At 28.0% G+C, this 17,783-nt stretch carries 15 protein-coding genes; all 15 read left to right on the forward strand.

Features of this window, described 5'->3' with window-relative positions:
- The first annotated feature begins 15 nt into the window (after positions 1-15).
- Positions 16-1,173, forward strand: a complete 1,158-nt coding sequence (locus KYG33_RS07835; protein ID WP_219073008.1) for a tyrosine-type recombinase/integrase — start codon at positions 16-18, stop codon at positions 1,171-1,173.
- 22 nt (positions 1,174-1,195) lie between these two features.
- Complete coding sequence (locus KYG33_RS07840; protein WP_219073009.1) at positions 1,196-2,995, forward strand: hypothetical protein; 1,800 nt, start codon at positions 1,196-1,198, stop codon at positions 2,993-2,995.
- Positions 2,996-3,068: 73 nt separating this feature from the next.
- Positions 3,069-3,434 (forward strand): hypothetical protein, encoded by a 366-nt coding sequence (locus tag KYG33_RS07845; protein WP_219073010.1) that lies wholly within the window; start codon positions 3,069-3,071, stop codon positions 3,432-3,434.
- A gap of 58 nt (positions 3,435-3,492) precedes the next feature.
- A complete protein-coding gene (locus tag KYG33_RS07850; RefSeq protein ID WP_219073011.1) occupies positions 3,493-4,305 on the forward strand; it encodes a hypothetical protein in 813 nt (270 codons plus the stop codon).
- A gap of 115 nt (positions 4,306-4,420) precedes the next feature.
- The gene (locus KYG33_RS07855; RefSeq protein WP_219073012.1) at positions 4,421-4,771 is read left to right on the forward strand and encodes a helix-turn-helix domain-containing protein; all 351 of its coding nucleotides are present in this window, start codon (positions 4,421-4,423) and stop codon (positions 4,769-4,771) included.
- Positions 4,772-4,802: 31 nt separating this feature from the next.
- Positions 4,803-5,795 carry a hypothetical protein gene (locus tag KYG33_RS07860; protein WP_219073013.1) on the forward strand — a complete coding sequence of 331 codons (993 nt, stop codon included), beginning with the start codon at positions 4,803-4,805 and terminating at the stop codon, positions 5,793-5,795.
- Between the two features lie 1,075 nt (positions 5,796-6,870).
- A complete protein-coding gene (locus KYG33_RS07865; protein WP_219073014.1) occupies positions 6,871-7,473 on the forward strand; it encodes a DUF4468 domain-containing protein in 603 nt (200 codons plus the stop codon).
- 80 nt (positions 7,474-7,553) lie between these two features.
- Positions 7,554-9,176, forward strand: coding sequence for a hypothetical protein (locus KYG33_RS07870; protein ID WP_219073015.1), 1,623 nt, complete (start codon positions 7,554-7,556; stop codon positions 9,174-9,176).
- Between the two features lie 16 nt (positions 9,177-9,192).
- Positions 9,193-9,939, forward strand: coding sequence for a hypothetical protein (locus KYG33_RS07875; RefSeq protein ID WP_219073016.1), 747 nt, complete (start codon positions 9,193-9,195; stop codon positions 9,937-9,939).
- A gap of 11 nt (positions 9,940-9,950) precedes the next feature.
- Complete coding sequence (locus KYG33_RS07880; RefSeq protein ID WP_219073017.1) at positions 9,951-11,054, forward strand: hypothetical protein; 1,104 nt, start codon at positions 9,951-9,953, stop codon at positions 11,052-11,054.
- A gap of 98 nt (positions 11,055-11,152) precedes the next feature.
- Positions 11,153-11,497, forward strand: a complete 345-nt coding sequence (locus KYG33_RS07885) for a hypothetical protein (protein ID WP_219073018.1) — start codon at positions 11,153-11,155, stop codon at positions 11,495-11,497.
- Positions 11,494-12,405, forward strand: coding sequence for a hypothetical protein (locus KYG33_RS07890; RefSeq protein ID WP_219073019.1), 912 nt, complete (start codon positions 11,494-11,496; stop codon positions 12,403-12,405). The genes KYG33_RS07885 and KYG33_RS07890 overlap by 4 nt, the downstream gene beginning before the upstream one ends.
- Positions 12,402-13,085, forward strand: coding sequence for a hypothetical protein (locus tag KYG33_RS07895; RefSeq protein ID WP_219073020.1), 684 nt, complete (start codon positions 12,402-12,404; stop codon positions 13,083-13,085). The genes KYG33_RS07890 and KYG33_RS07895 overlap by 4 nt, the downstream gene beginning before the upstream one ends.
- Positions 13,086-13,257: 172 nt before the next feature.
- A complete protein-coding gene (locus KYG33_RS07900) occupies positions 13,258-14,292 on the forward strand; it encodes a PIN domain-containing protein (RefSeq protein WP_219073021.1) in 1,035 nt (344 codons plus the stop codon).
- A gap of 185 nt (positions 14,293-14,477) precedes the next feature.
- Complete coding sequence (locus KYG33_RS07905) at positions 14,478-17,366, forward strand: DUF3696 domain-containing protein (protein WP_219073022.1); 2,889 nt, start codon at positions 14,478-14,480, stop codon at positions 17,364-17,366.
- The last annotated feature ends 417 nt before the right edge of the window (positions 17,367-17,783 follow it).

The raw sequence follows: 17,783 nt of genomic DNA on the forward strand, positions 1-17,783 counted from the left end.
TCAAAAGGTAAAAAAATGATAACCAAAGTTACACTAAGAGATAAGCTTATTTCTAAGGGGCGCAAAAGTCTTTATTTAGATTTTTATCCAGCAATACCACATCCAAAAACTGGGAAGCCAACTCGTAGAGAATTTTTAGGGCTTTATGTAATTGATAAAGCTAGAGCGGTAATAGATAAGCAGCATAATTCTGAAACGATAAAGATTGCTGAAAGCATAAGACAAAAACGAGAAAACCTTTTAAATAAACCTGAGATATACAGCGAGTATGAAAAGCAACAACTGAAAATTAAAGAACAAGGAGAAATAAATTTTGTTGAATATTTCCAAAAGTTGGCAAATAAGCGCAAAGCAAGTAATTATGACAACTGGATTTCTGCGCTTTATTACCTCGAAACGTTTACTAATGGGAGTTTAAAATTTGTTGACCTTAACGAATCTGTTTTAGAAGATTTCAAAGATTTTCTACTAACCACCAAAAGCAAAAAAAGTGATAAAGCAACCCTTTCTCAAAATTCAGCAGTTTCATATTTTAATAAAATAAAAGCAACGCTAAAACAGGCTTTTAAAGACGGGATTCTACAAACCGACCTCAACGCTAAAGTTAGTCCCATAAAACCCGAAGAAACTCGAAGAGAATATCTTACTATTGAAGAACTTAACGAATTGGTAAAAACGCCTTTTAAAAATGATTTATATAAACGGGCTGTATTATTTTCTGCATTGACAGGATTACGATTTTCAGATGTAAAAAAAATGGTTTGGAAGGAGATGGAGTATATAAATGGACAAGGCTACTTTATTAACTTCTATCATAAAAAAACTAAAGGGGTTGAAGTCTACCCAATTTCAGAACAAGCATACAATCTAACGAAAGGTAGTGAAAACCCCAAAGAGATGGAGCAAAACAAAAACGTTTTTGAGAATCTAACTTATTCAGCTTATCACAACAAACAATTAGCAAAATGGATTTTAGAAGCTGGAATAACAAAAAAAATATCGTTTCATAATTTCCGCCATACATTTGCAACTTTACAACTTTATAACGGAACGGATATTTACACAGTTTCCAAAATGTTAGGACATAAAAATTTGAAAACAACGCAGATTTATGCTAAAATAGTTGATGAAAAGAAGCGAAATGCCGCAGATAAAATAAAATTAGATTTGTAAAATTTAAAATCATTAAGACACAATGCTTACAGAAAACGTTAAAAATTTATTCAAATTTATTGACTTCCTGCATTCGAAAATTGACTATTTATTGAGCAAACAAAATTTGATTAATAAAACAAACGAATTGCTTGAAAAACGAAGTTCTATAAGACCAAGCGAAAATTATAAGTCTAAAATTGAGTATGATAAGCTACAAATACAAATAGCAGAGCAGTTTGATATTGTTGATGCAGAAATAATACTTCCTTTAAAAGAAAAAATAAAGGAATTGAATATTGCGGATATTACTACACCGATAATAAATTTGACAGCACAATCTGATTTATTTGAACTTCAAAGAAATTTTAATGAAGATGATTTACACTCAATATTTGAAGCGAAACAGAAATATCTAAACTTTAGAAATGAAACGAATTTTGATTTTTATTTGCAATTCTTTTTCTTTGAATTAGACAGAACTTTAAATGAATTTTATGAGTTTTTTAAAGATGGAGATTTTAATGAATTTAGTAAACTTCAAACAAATATTGTAACTGTTGAAAGTTTAGATGAGCAAGGAATAGCAAAAGCAGTAACAAAATTAACAGGCAATTCAAATAACTTATACTTTGAAACTTTCCCTGAATTTTTGAATTACTTCAAAACAAAATTTAATGATGTGGAAATAGATGAAAGGCATAGCGAAGCAAAAAGATTATTAGAACAACGAAAATTAAAATTAGAAAACAGCACTTTTCAAAGTGAAATTGATGAGGTAAAAGAATTATCTGAAAGTGCAGTAAAAGATTTTAAGCATAAGCTAATGTTATCATTTACTAATGAAAATTATAAAACCAAATATAATGGAGGATTAAACCCTGTAATTGCAATTAGCAAATTATATTTTGAATATGAAAACCTTTACAATAGTGCAAAAAACAAAAGTGATATATTTAGGCGTTCAAATGATTTAAACAAAGAGGAAAAGACTTTGTTTTCAGACGTAAAATCTTTGTCATTTCAGCAAATTAAGGAAACGATAGGTTATTTTTCAATACCTGAGAATTTTGATGTTAATGATGATTGGGCGACACAAAAAAGAAAATGTGAAATACATAACCAATCTATTTACCGTAATTATGAAGAAAATTTAGCAAATGATAAAAAACGAATATCTGATTTAGTTTCAAAAATGCTTTTAGCAACAAATGAATCCAAAGAAATTTCATATTATGATTTATTAGAGCGACAGTTTAATCAAATCAAAAACATTTTTTCAGTTGCCTTAGATTCTGAAATAGATAAAGGCTGTGAAATTGAAGGTATAGTTAATTTGTCTATTGAAAATAAATTCAAAGAAATGAGAGAATTCCATAAAAAATCTTTAATTGACATTGATGTATATTTAAAAACTTTAGAAGGATTAAGAAAACGAGATATTGCAAATGAAAATCTCACTAACTTAAAATTAGAACAGTCGAAACAAAATAAAAAGACAGAAAATAATTTATATGTAATAAAAACTGATCGAAAATATATTGCAAAAGAAAATGCTTTAGCATACATTTTTGATTTGTATGCAAAAGGCGAAGTGATACCAATAAATGTAATAGATGGAGGTTATAATGCTATGGAACTAAAACGAATAGGTTCACTTAGAGGTTTTTCGCGTCCTGATACATTTTATAGAGCAGTAATAAGTGTTTTGAAGTTTGATTTAAAAAAAATAAAAGATTTACAAGCTATATCACAAGATTGGCTTAATGCAGTTGAAAAATTATCTAATAATTGGATAAAAACACAACAGTATTTGAAAAAGCAAAATTTAATCGAGGAATAACAGGGAAAAATCCCTAAGAATCCTCACCAAAATCCCTACTCAATTTTACTGCATAATTTAAAAATTAAAGATTATGCACAATGTTACATTAAGTCCTATTGAACTAAAAATACTTATTGATAGTATTGAGAAAAAAGTTACTGCAAACATTTTAAATACAAACAAAAATGAGCAACAACCTGAAAAGCTTTTAACTATTGAAAGCCAATTGAAAACCATATTTCAATATTTGCAACATCATATTGCAACGGCTTCAATGATTGCAGAAGCAACAGGAGTTCCTCAAAAAAATATTTGTAGATATAAGAGAGATTTGGAAAAAGCTGGAAGACTCTGGGAAATTGAAAAAAGGAAATGCAAAGTAACAGGCTTTGAAGCTTGGTATCTTTCAACAAACCCTGATTATTCGCCAAAGTCAAATCAATTAAGTTTATTCTAATGATGAGAACTCAACAAACAAATGTGATTACTTTTATTTATTAAAAAAATAATATACAATGATTTCCCATAATAATTCAGATGAAAAAGATGAAAACTTTATAAATGGAAATACAATTTTCTTAAGGCTTTTAGAAATCGATAAAAAACGTTTAGCAGGAGTTAGTATGTCGATTGCAGATATACCTTCTAATTATACAGCGACAACTTATTTTGATTTAATGATTGAGGAATTAACTAAATCATTTAAAGAAATTATAGATGATGGAGGAGAGAAAGAAAAAATTTTGTACATAATTGATAGCTTAATTTTAAGTGTTGAGGTTGATTTAGCAGATCCAGTTTTAATTAATATAAAGAGTACGAATGATTACTTTTTAAAAAAGCTAATGAAGCTGAAGCATTTATTTTCTTTTAATGCTCCATCAGCTCCGAAAATTGAAAAGCAATTACCTAAAATATTAGAAAAATCAATACGATTTTCAAATAACGAAATAATAGAAGTTCTACATTCCTTATTGAAAGGCTATTTCGAAAATTCCGAAAATGAATTACTAAAAGTTTTGAAAGGACAACCAATTGAAAGGTTATTATTATTTCCAAGTAATCAGAATAAGTTTGTTGAAGTTTTCAAAAGAGCTAAGTATAACGGTTTTATTTTAAGTTCATCAACCGAAATAAAAAGCTGGATATGTTCTAACTTTATTTATACAAAAACGAAAGGAGCGTCGAAAACTCTTGAAAAATTCAATCCGAATTCTGTTTGGGATATTCTCACAAAGGATAAAGGTCAACCAAAACCATCAGAAAGAATTTGCGTTTGTGATATTTTACCTTTTAAAAGTTATTCTCAAAGAAACAGAGAAACATAAAGTCAAAAAAACATAAAATACAATACCCCCAATATACCCCATATACTAAAAGGATATTGATAGGGGTATTCTTTGCTTTATTCCTTTGCGACAGCTTAACAAAAAATATGTAGCAATGGAAAAGTTAACATTTGAACAGTTGCCCGAAGCAGTAACAAAGCTAACCAAAGAAGTTAGCGAACTAAAACAACTTTTAATCAATAAAAGTGAGCAACAGTCTATCCAACAACCCGAAAAACTTTTAAATATTCAAGAAGCAGGAGAGCTTTTGAATCTTACTGTACCAACTATGTATAGTAAAGTTTCAAAAGGTGAACTTCCTGTAATGAAGAGAAGCAAACGTCTGTATTTTTCCAGAACCGAACTTATACAATATCTCAAAGCTGGTAAAAGAAAATCTTCTGTAGAAATTGATGCAGATGCAGAAATGTATTTATCAAATTCTAAAAAAGACCGAAGACAATAGGTAATCTATTGAACTCAAAAAGATGATTAGAATGATGGATCACATCAAACTTTCTACCGAAAGCCAAACTATAATAAGCCGACTTTTAGATGTGCAGAGTTTTGAACATTACCAACACCGAAATAATAATTATATGGGACTTTGTAAATATGGTAAATTGATGAGATTAGATTTTAGAAAGGTGTTTGAAAATGGCAAACTAATAGGTTTTCATCATTTGGAAATTTCGATAAGCCCTCACTATCATTTTAATAATTACAAGCACAATGGAAACGATTTCACACCTGAAAACTGTATTAAAACCATATTCGATATTCTAACCTATTTAGGGATAGAACCCTATGAGTATGACTTATTGAAAATAGTAAATATCGAATTTGGTATAAATATTATTCCCGAAATAGATATTAAAAACCTCATCAATTATATTTTATATAGTAAGAAAACCTCATTTATAGTTCCCAATTCTGAAATCCCCTATTTTAAAATTACTGATGCAACGAAATATAAACAAATAAAGGCATACGCCAAAGGTCTGCATTGCCATGGAGTTTTAAATGCTCCCGAAATTGATGCTAATACTTTCCGTTTCGAGGTGAAAAGTAAAAAGAGTGCAAATATTAAAAAATACGGAATAAATACCGCAATAGATTTATTTAAACCCGAAACCTACCAAAAATTAGGGCAGGGAATTATAATAGAATGGGAACATATATTATTAATCAATAAGGAATCTGATTTAAGCAGCTTAACAACCGCTGAGGTGGAATTTATCCAAAAGGCGAATAAAAAGGATTTTTGGTATCAATTAATAACGGAAAAGCACCGCAATACATTTGGAGAAAACAAAGAAAAATACTACAAAATTTTGAAGGGGAAAAGCAATCTACATACTAAAATAAAAGGGCAAATAATTGATAAACTAATTGATTTGTTAGAATGTGCATATTTCCCACAGGGAAATCCTATTAATAAAGGAAATCTCAGTTTTGAAAATACTATCTTAAAAGAGATAAACGGATAATCTGCACATTTAATAATACCCTTCTTAGTAAAAAACATTTGTTTTCAAAAGAAAGGCCCTAAATACGTCCTAAAAATCTCACTAATGAAAGCAAGATTAGCTCAAAAAACAACAATTAGTGTAAAGGCGTTTTTTGACTAAAAAAACACTTGTAAGCATCATGATTATAGTGGCTTAGGTGATTTGTTTCAATTTTGATGCCTTTTAAAAAATTACTAGCTTTAATAACTATACATAAATCTTGTATTCTTTTCGTAAAATACATTTTTTTGATTAGCCAATTATAAAAATAAAAAAGAGGAGAAAGCCAAATGTTTTTTACAAATCATTTCGGGCGATAAAAAACAATTGTAAGCCTTATAAATAAAGACTTTATTCGAATTTACCTTCACTTTATCAGCCGAAAAAAGTCACTAAGTCGTATGCCCGAAATAAAAACTAATATTTTTATGCTTTTTTGTTTAAAAATTATTCATCAATAAAACTATTATTACAATAATTTGGACTTTAAATGCAATTTGAGCCATAACACGAAATCGAACATGGTTCAAACTGCATTTTGAGCCATGATTGAAAATCGAATATGGTATTTATACAACTCTTATAGTATGGTTAAACATTATCGAAAATAGTAAATATTTGAGAAGGGAATTATATTACTATTTTTTATTTGTTTATAACATCATACAATTTTAAAAAAAACGCTAAATTTGAAGGATTAATTTTAACGATTACACAAGCGTAAGCTATCGTTTTGGCTACTGAAAACTGCGAATCTTCAAAAAGACAAAACTCGATAGACTTACGCCCGTGCCTACTTACTGGGTACGGGCTAAGTCTTTCTTGTCTTTTGGGTTCTTCGCAGTACCTCAGTAGCAGACTGGCTTTAGTTCCGTACCCTTTGCTTTGTGATAACCTCTACTTTTCGGAACTGGTAGAATAACTTTTTAGAACGATGAAAGTATTTTACATTATTCCTTTGTCAATTATGGTTTTCCGTAGGGATGTTTTGTGCAAAATACCTTATTTGCTTTTTACAAAATAATTCAAACTTAACAATATAAAGACAAAAATTATGAAACGAAAAAACTATGCTTTTTATACGCTGTTATTTTTAGCATTTTCCAACAATGTATTTTCGCAGGAAGCAAATCCAAAAGAAACACCCCCACCAACGGAATTTATAGTTAATAGCGAACAACAATTGACTGATTTTATTGTTATTCCCTGTGAAGGAAAAGCAAGAGAAGAACTTTATAAAAAAATAGTTGAATGGATTAATAAGACCTATAACAAACCGAACGAAGTAATAAAAGCACAAGTGGAAAATGATTATATCCGTTTTCAGGGTTTAGAATCAAAAGGATATTGCAGGAAACCAATGGTTTTGATTTGTGAAGACATCCGATATGAAATTGAAATTTCTGTAAAGGATGGAAAATATAAGTTTGATGTTGTGAAATTGGAAAGTGCAGAGACAAATAAATATGGAAATATTATAGGTTGGAGTGAAATTACATTTAAAAAAGGTTGGATGAATTTTAAAAGTAATGGAGAAGTTCGTGACCAGTACAAAGATACGATGCCAAAAATCGCAAGATATATTAATTCTTTAAATCAAAGTTTACACGATTATATTTATAATCAGAATCAGACTGCAAAGCAAAATGATTGGTAGTAATAAACTATAAAAGTCGGTTTTTAAGCCGATTTTTTTGTACGAAATAATTAACTTTGATTAAAAACTAAACCAAGCCTATGGCGAAAATTAACATTGCAGGTCAAGTTGTCTTTACTTACGAATATAATCCCTACAAAGAAATTTATTGGAATGAATTAAGTCAAATAATGATTTCAAAACATGGGATAGCTACTATTACAGATTTTGATAAAGTAGATGAATGTCTAAACGAATGCTTTTTATATTTCATTAAAAGATTCGAAGAAATTGTTTTAAATATTGACAACTTCAAATTCTATTGTTATGTTTTTAGATTGCACGAAGATTCCTTAAAATTAATGCTAAAGGAAAGAAGTGGTGAATTAAACCTTTTTGAATCAATTGAAGAGTCTCATTTTGCCATATATAGAAGGATTTTAAAAATAATACTTGAACAAGGCTGTAACGTAGATATGCGATGGGGAACTCTTGATGCTGCTTCAACAGATACGTTTAGTGAAAATGTTCAAAGATTATTTTATATTGGAGTACAACTTTATATGTTTGCCGACAAAATAGCCTTTCATAGAATGCTTAAAGGTGCATATTTTATTAGCATCGAAGAAAATAACATTGTTATTAATTGGCAAAATAATTATGGTACTGTTGAACATCATTTGATGTCTTATTTTTCAAAAGGATATGAAACGAGCGTTGTCGATGAAACGGGTGTTTCCGAATTGAGACAAAAAATTGAAGAATGCTATGGAATAGATTATGATAAAACATTTGGAATTCCCTTTTTCATAAAAAAGCATTTTTCTGAAAATCCTTGTCAAACTATTGAACCCTATGTGCTACCAATAAATTTGAAGTCAGAATTTAGTGATTTAACTACTGAGGATGCAGAAAATATTTATAAAGGATTGTCTATATCAAAAGACAATTGTTTGTCTTTAATAGATACAATCTTAAAACCTTATTCCACGGAACGCTTTCTTTACAGACCTTTTTTAATTTATAATATAAACAATGAGCGACGACTATTAACGTCAGAAGATAAATTTTCGGAATCAATTTATGTTTTAGCGACAAATGCAGTTCAATGGAATACATTAAATGCTGAATGGAGACAAAAAAAATGCTTTCAAAAGTATATCAATAAAAAAGGGAATGAACACGATAAATTATTAGAAGACCGAATAGAACAATATTTTAAGACTAATAGAATTTTATTTGCTCGCAATATAAAGAGTTTTAAAACAGCAACAAATAATAATATTAATGTTGATAATTCTAATTGTGGAGAAATAGATTTTATCTTCATTGATGATATTCGAAAAGAAATTGTTGTTGCAGATTCTAAATATAATAAAGCGAGGTACGAAGCCGTAGGCTATAGACAGGATTTTACAAATTTTGAAAAAAAATATGAACCTCAACTACAAAAAAAGATAGATTGGGTTGCTAATAACATTTCAATTGTTAATCAACATTTCATTAAGATTTATAATGACAAGGATATTGATTTTACTTCTTACAAAGTGATAGGTATATTCCTAATAAATACACCAACTTTCTATATGTTTTGTAGTAATTATTTAGCCGTTGATATTGAAAATTTTGGACATTATATTAAAGGCAGAGATGTATATCCTGATATAACTTTGCAGTTGGAGGATGGTAATCAAAAAGTGTATACATACCCATATTTCAAATAAATTTTTATTAATTATAATGATTGAAAATTCTTTAGACAACAAAAACAGTGAGCTTTATTATAGTTTAAAGCACGCTGGAGTGCAACTTGATTCTATTATAGACACTAATTTTAATAGTTGGGCAGTTCAGCCAGTCTACAAGTTTAAAATAGTTGCGAATAACGCTGAACCTTCGCCGTCATCATTAGCACATGAATTACTACATATATATTGTAATGTTAACGGCTTTGTGGATACATTCACAATTATTGATATATTTAAATCAAATAATACAAGATTTAAAACTGAATGTATATCTGATATTCAGAATTTACTGGCTCATTTAAAGATGTTTCCATTTTTTCTTAATTTAGGCTATAATATCAATGAATTTTACCTTAACAACGGGGATAAGTTGATTAGAGAAACATTGATACCAAATTTTATCACACTTGGGGTGATGTTTAAGATTAACAAGGAACTTAATAGTAAACCATCTATTGATGTTATAACTACTTTTTTTCAATTAGTATTAATTTTAAAACAAATTGAAATGGAAGAATATTATCAACAAATTAAAAATCAGTCATTGGAATATTCTGAATTACTTATAGGATATGATGAAGAGCTTTTTAATACTTTTAATGAAGAACTAAATGCTTGGCTTGATTCGGAGACTTTCAGTAATTATGATTTTTATATAAACATTAATGAAAAACTTCAAAATTTAGGATACCCAATTGAAAATGAATGGGAAGCGTGGATGAATAATAACAAAACATAGAATTTAATTAAATGTCAATAAAAATAAAACAATCTTTAATAAAAAGTTTGAATAAAATAAAAGAACAAAGCTTTGATGAAGAGACTATTAGAACGCTATTAATAACTGCAAGAGAATTCCTTAAATATGAGGGTCTTATTAAAGAGCTAGCCCATTTTGTTGCTCATACGAAGAGAAGTCAAGGTATTTTCCACAGGAAAGTAAATAACAGATACACAAAAATGAAGCTCATTGAAGAACGCATTAAAAATAATGAGTTTCAACAAATTCAATCTAAAATAAAAACAGAAGATGAATTGAGTGATTTTATGCTAGATGGTGTAGGAATTGATAAAGTTGAAACTAAGCTTTTTGATATTTTATATCGTGACGGATTGGAAGATATACATGAAGACCATCTGATAAAATATACGGGTTTTAATAAAAGACAAGCAAAAAAATATTTAGATGATAATTATTCTAAAACTAATGGTTACTATTATTTGAAAGCTTTACAGACGGAAAGAGCTATTATTAATCTTATGCTTTTACCTAATAAGAAAAATATAGATAAAAGGGAGTTTGAAAACTCAATAAAGCAAGGATTAGAATTAACTGAAAAAATAAAAAACACTGTTGATAGATTACAAAGAGTAATTCGAGGTGTTATTTTTTACGATTCTGTTTTTGAAGCAAAGTCTTTGAATAATGAATTTAATACGGTATTTGAAAATGTGCTAAAATTGTTTGATATTGATTTGTCCTATATTGAAGATATAAGTGATAATTCAAATGATATACTTCTGTGTATAATGGCTTTATTACATGATTCAACTTTTGAGTTTTATGATAAAAATTCAGCAAAAGTTTATTTATGTGCCTATCTTGAAGGAAATATTAAAAAGCCTATTGCTGAAACCGCAAATAATATCTTCGAAAGAGGAGTTTTAGCATTGTACATAAATTATAATTTTGAAAATAGTTCAAATTCTTATCCTCTCTATGTATCGGACTTAAAGCTTCAAACCTACGTAAGTTTAGAAGACTTTACAAAATCCCCTATCAATAATTCAATAGATGAAATTCCGTGGATTTCTGCTGAAAGAGTAAATGGTAAATTAATATTAAAATCATGATGATTTTATTTAAAGCTAATGAAAGAAATTCGTTCGCAAATTTTAGTATTTTAGCATAGTAGTAAACTTATAAACCTTGAAATTCAAAAAAATTTGATATGAATCCATTTATACTATCTTTCAGAGAAAGTCCCAAAGAAAAAGATGTTGATTTTTCAAAAATTAAATATTGTGATAAATTAAACCTCTCCGTGGATATTCAAACAGGGCGCCCTGCAATATCATTTTTAAATTCATCAACCAGCACACTTACAAAAGTTTACAACGAAACTTCTGATTCTGATAATGATTTTATTGGTTTAATGATGGCAACAATGACAAGAACTCAATATCAACAGGAAGGTATGGACGATGATGCTAACTATAATATTATAAAAGTAATGATGGAAACAAAGACTATTACTTTGGTTTCTCAAGAAGTTTCAGATGATGATGTAAGATGATATTAATTATTACTCACAAAGAAGATTATACGGTAGATTATATTGTTAATATTTTGAATGAAAGAAAAATAGACTATTACAGGTTAAACTGTGAAGATGTTTTTAAAAGTAAGTTCCTTGTTAGCAATGATTTGTTACCTAAAATACATGGGAAGTCAAATTTTAAATCGGTTTGGTTTAGGCGAACAAAGCTTCCCGATTTATCAGCAACTCCCTTTCACGAAAGAAATTATTTGCTTACTGAATTTGATAGTCTTTTAAAAAATTTATTCACTTTAATTGATGCAAAATGGATTAGTGAACCATACCAAATTTATAAGGCAGAAAATAAGTTATATCAATTAAAATTAGCAAAGGAAATAGGGCTTAATGTACCAAATACTATTGTAACTAATTCACATAAGGAAATAAAAGATTTTTATAATCAAAATTCATGTCAAATAATCGTAAAGCCTTTATCGCAATCTATAATTCATAACGAAAATAATTCTTTAGAACATATTTTTACTAATTTAATTGATAAAACCCATATTGAGAACCTTAGTAATTTTGATTTAACGCCTTGTATTTTTCAACAGTATATCGAAAAGGATTTTGAATTAAGAATAACAGTTGTAGGTGAAAAAATATTTGTAGCGGGCGTTAACTCTCAAACAGATGAGGTAGCTAAAATTGATTGGAGGAAAGGCAAGCTAAAATTTTATGAAACGGAAATTCCAGCAAATATTATGAGGATGTGTATTAAATTAGTTAAAAAACTTGATTTAAAATTTGGAGCTATAGATATTATAAAAGATAAAAAAGGAAATTTTGTTTTTTTAGAAATTAATCCAAACGGACAATGGGTTTGGATTGAAAACGAAACAGGTTTGAAAATTTCCGAAGCCTTAATTGATGAACTATTATGAATGAAAAATTAAAAGAGTTTCTTGAAAGTCTTGGTTTAATTACTATAGGAGAACATCCACAACCTTTTGATTATAATTGCGAAGATTATGATTTAATGGGTAGTAATCAAAAGGAAAAAATACAAGCACATAAAGAGTTTTTGATTTCAGCCCTACAAGAAGAAAATAACAGATTAAATTATGTTGAAAATAAAACGACTCAAATAATTTCGCAAACAAGTATTGTTTTTTCATTAGTCGGGCTAATAATTCCTATTGTAATTGACCGATTTGATGATATGTATTTTCCTATTAGAGTAATATTGATATTGTTATTAATTGGTGGTTTTTTTATGTACTTATTGTCAATTAGTAATGCATTAAAAAACTTTAATATTAAAAATTTTAAATACCCTTATGCAAATCCTTCCAACGTTATTGATTTAAAAGATAAGTCGATTGAAGAATTTAATTCGGAATTAGTTAGAGACTATTTGTATTCAATAAATAAAACTGTTCACATAAATAATGTAAAAGGCTCAAATTTATTACACGCGTACAAAGCTTTCAAAATAGCTAACTATATAACAGGAATTATTATTGTAGTAATCTGCTTTTTAATACTATTCACAAAACAGAAAGAAAATATCAATAGAGTAAAAATTGAAAATCCTATTGAAATTAAACAAACTAAAAAGTAAAATTGTTCCTGTTAAATAAAAAATACTTAAATAAAATTAACACACAGCTTAAAAGAAGGAAAATGTAGATTTGTTGTTGTGAAATTGAAAAGTGTCGATCCAAGTAAATACGGAAATAGTAGTAACAGACTTATATTTCCAAAAGGATAAATGTAAAATTATAATTTAAAAAATGGATATTGTTTTAGATTCAAATATTTATAGAGGGGATTGGTATTTAAAGTCAAATGATTTTACAATTCTTAGGGATTACCTTAGTAAAACAGATTCAAGTTTTGTTTTACCACAAATCATTTTAGAAGAAATAACGGGATTATATAAAAGAAATTTGGCAGAAGAAATAAATTCACTTTCCAAGACATCTGAGAACTTAAATTACTTGTTAAATAGAACCCTTTCTGAGGAATTGAAGATAAATATTGAGCAAGAGTCTGACAGATATATAAAGATTTTAATAAGAAAACTAGGTCTTACAAATAGTAAAATAGTTAAATATGATAACGATTTTTTGCCGAAAATAATCGAAAGAGCAATACAAAAAAGAAAGCCATTTAAAGATGAAGATAGAGGATTTAGAGATTGCATAATATGGCTTACATTACTTAAATATACTGAGAAATCACATGAAAAGCAGATAGTATTTATTAGTAATAATCCAACTGATTTCGGAGACAATAAACAGAACCCTATTTTACATCCAGATTTGCAGAAAGATTGTGATGAACTTAATATAAAAGTAAATTATTTCAAAAGCATTAAAGAATTTACTGAAAAACACTCTAAGAAAATAGATGAATTTGATATTGATTGGTTGTCTGAAAATATTGATATAAGTTTACTTTCAGATATAGCAAGAGAAAAAATAGACCAAAGTAGTCCTCATTATGTAAAAAACTGGTTCGAATGGAGAACAGAATTAGATAGTGCAGATTCTTTTAAAACAATTAGTGTAAACTTTAATGATTTTGAAGATATTTTTGTTTATGAAATGGTAAATGGAGATTTTATAATAAATTTTACTGGGTGGGCAGATACTAAAATTAATTTTGAATATTACGATTATGGTTACTTTGAGAACACAGTTAAAAACAAAACAGAAATCGCTAAAACTGTTTTCTATATAAGTGCTGTTTACAAAAATAATGTAATTGAAGAGATAGAAATAAATGATTTTCTTATTAATAGAGAAGGGAAATTCGGATATTAAATATGATTAGTGAATTTGGATTTTCTTATTTAATTATTAAAGTCGATAACCTAAAATTGAATATTACTTATATTATAAAGTTAACGATTTAATTAAACAAAATATTTTGGCTAGGGAGGTGATGTTTTCAAAATAATCCCAAAAAAAGCTGATAAAAATATTAAACTAAAATAATAATCTACAATATGCCAAACTTAGAGGGATTAGGGTTACAGAATTTTAGAACTTTCCAAAAAAAAGAAAATCTTGAATTTGCGCCTATTACATTAATCACTGGTGCAAATAATGCAGGAAAAAGTTCTGTTTTCAAAGCAATACAATTCTTGGTTAATAATTTTAAAGATGGAATTACTTTACAGACCTTAGATTTTAAGGCTATGGAACATGAACTTGGGAATCTTGAACGTATCTATAACCGAGTTACAATGGAAGATTTTAAAAACTCAGAAATTTCAAATAGTCAACATATGTATTCTAGACTTGCGGATTTTCATAAAAAGAGTAAGGACTATCCAACTGAACTTCCGATTTTTAGTAAAAATGAAGACTTAGTATTTTTTTTTCCAATAAAATTTGGAAACAGCAGAGAAATAACTGCTACTTTGGAGGTAAGATACGAATTGACACGATCTATACCCAAGAATGGTACTAAAGAAGAATTAACAATTTTTCATAACATTAAAAATATTGCAATTGTAAAAGATGGAGAATATCTATATTGGTCAAACATTCTTGGATTTAGAGAAAATTACGATGAACCTGGTGAATGGTATATGGAAACAAGCATTGATTTGAAAAAAATTATTCAATTTATCATAGATACACCTTTTGTAGAAATAAAAGACGGAATTGAACCAAATCAAAAAACTGAAGACTATTTTACACGTGATTTATTTAGCAGGATTAAAGAGTATAAGGGTATCTTTTTTGACTTTCCTTTTTCCAAAAATAAAAAAGATAGTTACAAAGGTTTTACAGAAAAGCTTATCAAAGGAAAAAGTTTATTCTCTGATTATTCTGAACTAGCAGAAGATGAAAAGTCAAAACTATTAGGGATAGAACAAAAAATTATAACTGAGCTTCTTCAAGGACGAGATAATAACCAATACAAAATTTTAGAGTGTTTCAAAACAGATAATATTACAGGTCTTATAGGTGGGATGGAAAGAGATATTGTAAATGCTGAACTAAAAGAAAAGGAATCTGAAAAAAAACAGGAAGTCGAACGGAATTTGCGAAGTATTTATAAAAGCCAAATTCAAAGAACACCTAATAGCCAACTTTTTATAAGTCTATTGAAAGCAATAGAGGAAGATTTTTCAGATATTGTTAAGGGAAAATTTGATGATTTAAAGAAGGTTTATTTTTTACCAACAACAAGAGGAAGAAATAGAGAATGGTTTATTGATGAGCAAAACAGTGAAGATATTCAGATTGTAAGAGATTTTTCTGCTATAAATTTAAAAAGCCACCCACAGATAGAAAAATTTGTAAATTTTTGGATTGGCAATGGAGAGATTAATGAATTGGATAAAAATGGACAACAAAAGCAAAAAGGTTTCAAAATAGGAAAAGAACTTTCCGTCTTTAGAGATGAAGCAATAGGTTTGACTAAGATTTTTTTAGTCAATTTTGATGGAACGAAAACTCCTTTAGTTGATTTGGGGTATGGAATATCACAATTACTCCCGATTATTATGAAGATAGCTATTATCGCTCATAAACATCAATTGCCTTATGAATATGATTTTGATTATCAAGATGGTTCTCATAGACAAACAATCTATTTTAATTCTTCAACATTATTAATTGAAGAACCCGAAGCTAATCTACATCCTTCTTTACAATCAAAAATTGCTGAATTATTTATAGATGCTGCTTCTAGATTCAATATTCAGTTTTTAATAGAAACTCATAGCGAGTATCTAATTTATAAATTCCAAGAATATGTAGGTCAAAAAATAGTTTCTCCAAACAATGTTAAAATGTATTACTTCAATCATCCTAATGATGTTAGACAAGGATTGAAAGATAAGTACATTAGCCATGTAAAAATTGATGCAGACGGTAGTATTGATTATGAAAAGTATTTTGGAAAAGGTTTTTTTGACGAACAGACTAACTTAAAATTAAGTTTGTTAAATATTCAGCGAAATCGTTTTATTGAAGATTATGAAATAATAAAAGAAGAACTGAAAACATCGAATGAAACACTTAGCTTCTATGATACTGAAATTAAGAAACTCAACAGAGAACTATCAACTGTAACTACTGGGAACGATAAACTAGAAGAACGACTTGATAGACTTAAAAAAGAGAAAAAAGATAAAGAATTAGAATTTCAAGAACTCATAAAAAGGCAAGAAGAGAAAATTGATGAATATACGGCTAAAACCGACTATTCAAAATATTTAACAGAAATTGAGACGATTGTAGATAGAAATAAAATTGACAATTCAAAAACACTAAAATATTTGTCAACAGGTAAATTTCTACTAAGAACTTTAGATGATGCCGCTGATTTTGCACCTGTCATTATACAATATGGCCGAGCAGTTGAATGTGAGATGATAAAATGGGTGAATGATTTTCGGAGTACTATCGATACTGAGGATATTAATAGTTGGTGTGATACTGCAAACTATGCAGATAAAATCAGGCAAGTTTTTGCAGATTTAGAGCTACCTCTTGTTAATGACAATTATGAGATAAATCCGGATAATAAGGTTAACTTATTTAATTTGAAAAAATATATCAATAATGCTCCAACTAGATTGGTGTTTGGTGAATTAACTCAAATTTTTGAATTACTTCATTACATCTCTCCAACAATAAATCCTACTAACAATTATCACTCTGTTCCTTTAATGTTAGCATTTTCAAATTATCTGAAAAGTTTTTGGAGTGATTATGATACAGCAGAAGGACTATTTAATACATATCGAAACATATTAGATTTGAGAAATTGTGCTGGACACACTTATAGTAATAGTATTTGTCCCAGTGATATTATTAACAAGAGTACAGCAGTTAATTATGTTGCCAAAGTTGAGGCTATTTTTAGGTGTTTATAGTTCTAAAAAGAAAACGCGTAATAGTTTTATATGAGCAAAATGAATGAAGATAGAAGTATTTTAAAAATAGATTGATTATTTTACAGGTACTTAATTTTCAAGATCGAAATGTTTGAGAATATTTACTTTAGATATTCCCGAAAACCTCATCTTTACTTTGTTATTTTTTTGACTTTTTGAGTAGTTTTGTACCTTATTTGTATCTATTAATTACAACTAACTGATTTATAGCATTAATTATTTTTTGTATCGGAAAATAGAATACATAAAACACTGACAAACAACAAATTGCAAGTTTTGATATTATTCATATAACATATTGATTTAATGCAACTTATATAATTTTTAATTATATCATACTACAAATAATTGATGTAGATAAAAGAATGGAATATACTCCTTTGAACTGAGAATAAA

This window comes from Chryseobacterium sp. D764, from assembly GCF_019317325.1.
Lineage (GTDB): Bacteria > Bacteroidota > Bacteroidia > Flavobacteriales > Weeksellaceae > Chryseobacterium.

Bases quoted from the DNA above. Each gene is read 5' to 3' on its own strand.
- KYG33_RS07840 (WP_219073009.1), top strand. From the start codon at position 1,196: ATGCTTACAGAAAACGTTAAAAATTTATTCAAATTTATTGACTTCCTG.
- KYG33_RS07900 (WP_219073021.1), top strand. From the start codon at position 13,258: ATGGATATTGTTTTAGATTCAAATATTTATAGAGGGGATTGGTATTTA.
- KYG33_RS07885 (WP_219073018.1), top strand. From the start codon at position 11,153: ATGAATCCATTTATACTATCTTTCAGAGAAAGTCCCAAAGAAAAAGAT.
- KYG33_RS07890 (WP_219073019.1), top strand. From the start codon at position 11,494: ATGATATTAATTATTACTCACAAAGAAGATTATACGGTAGATTATATT.
- KYG33_RS07845 (WP_219073010.1), top strand. From the start codon at position 3,069: ATGCACAATGTTACATTAAGTCCTATTGAACTAAAAATACTTATTGAT.
- KYG33_RS07835 (WP_219073008.1), top strand. From the start codon at position 16: ATGATAACCAAAGTTACACTAAGAGATAAGCTTATTTCTAAGGGGCGC.
- KYG33_RS07865 (WP_219073014.1), top strand. From the start codon at position 6,871: ATGAAACGAAAAAACTATGCTTTTTATACGCTGTTATTTTTAGCATTT.
- KYG33_RS07855 (WP_219073012.1), top strand. From the start codon at position 4,421: ATGGAAAAGTTAACATTTGAACAGTTGCCCGAAGCAGTAACAAAGCTA.
- KYG33_RS07880 (WP_219073017.1), top strand. From the start codon at position 9,951: ATGTCAATAAAAATAAAACAATCTTTAATAAAAAGTTTGAATAAAATA.
- KYG33_RS07850 (WP_219073011.1), top strand. From the start codon at position 3,493: ATGATTTCCCATAATAATTCAGATGAAAAAGATGAAAACTTTATAAAT.
- KYG33_RS07905 (WP_219073022.1), top strand. From the start codon at position 14,478: ATGCCAAACTTAGAGGGATTAGGGTTACAGAATTTTAGAACTTTCCAA.
- KYG33_RS07875 (WP_219073016.1), top strand. From the start codon at position 9,193: ATGATTGAAAATTCTTTAGACAACAAAAACAGTGAGCTTTATTATAGT.
- KYG33_RS07870 (WP_219073015.1), top strand. From the start codon at position 7,554: ATGGCGAAAATTAACATTGCAGGTCAAGTTGTCTTTACTTACGAATAT.
- KYG33_RS07895 (WP_219073020.1), top strand. From the start codon at position 12,402: ATGAATGAAAAATTAAAAGAGTTTCTTGAAAGTCTTGGTTTAATTACT.
- KYG33_RS07860 (WP_219073013.1), top strand. From the start codon at position 4,803: ATGATGGATCACATCAAACTTTCTACCGAAAGCCAAACTATAATAAGC.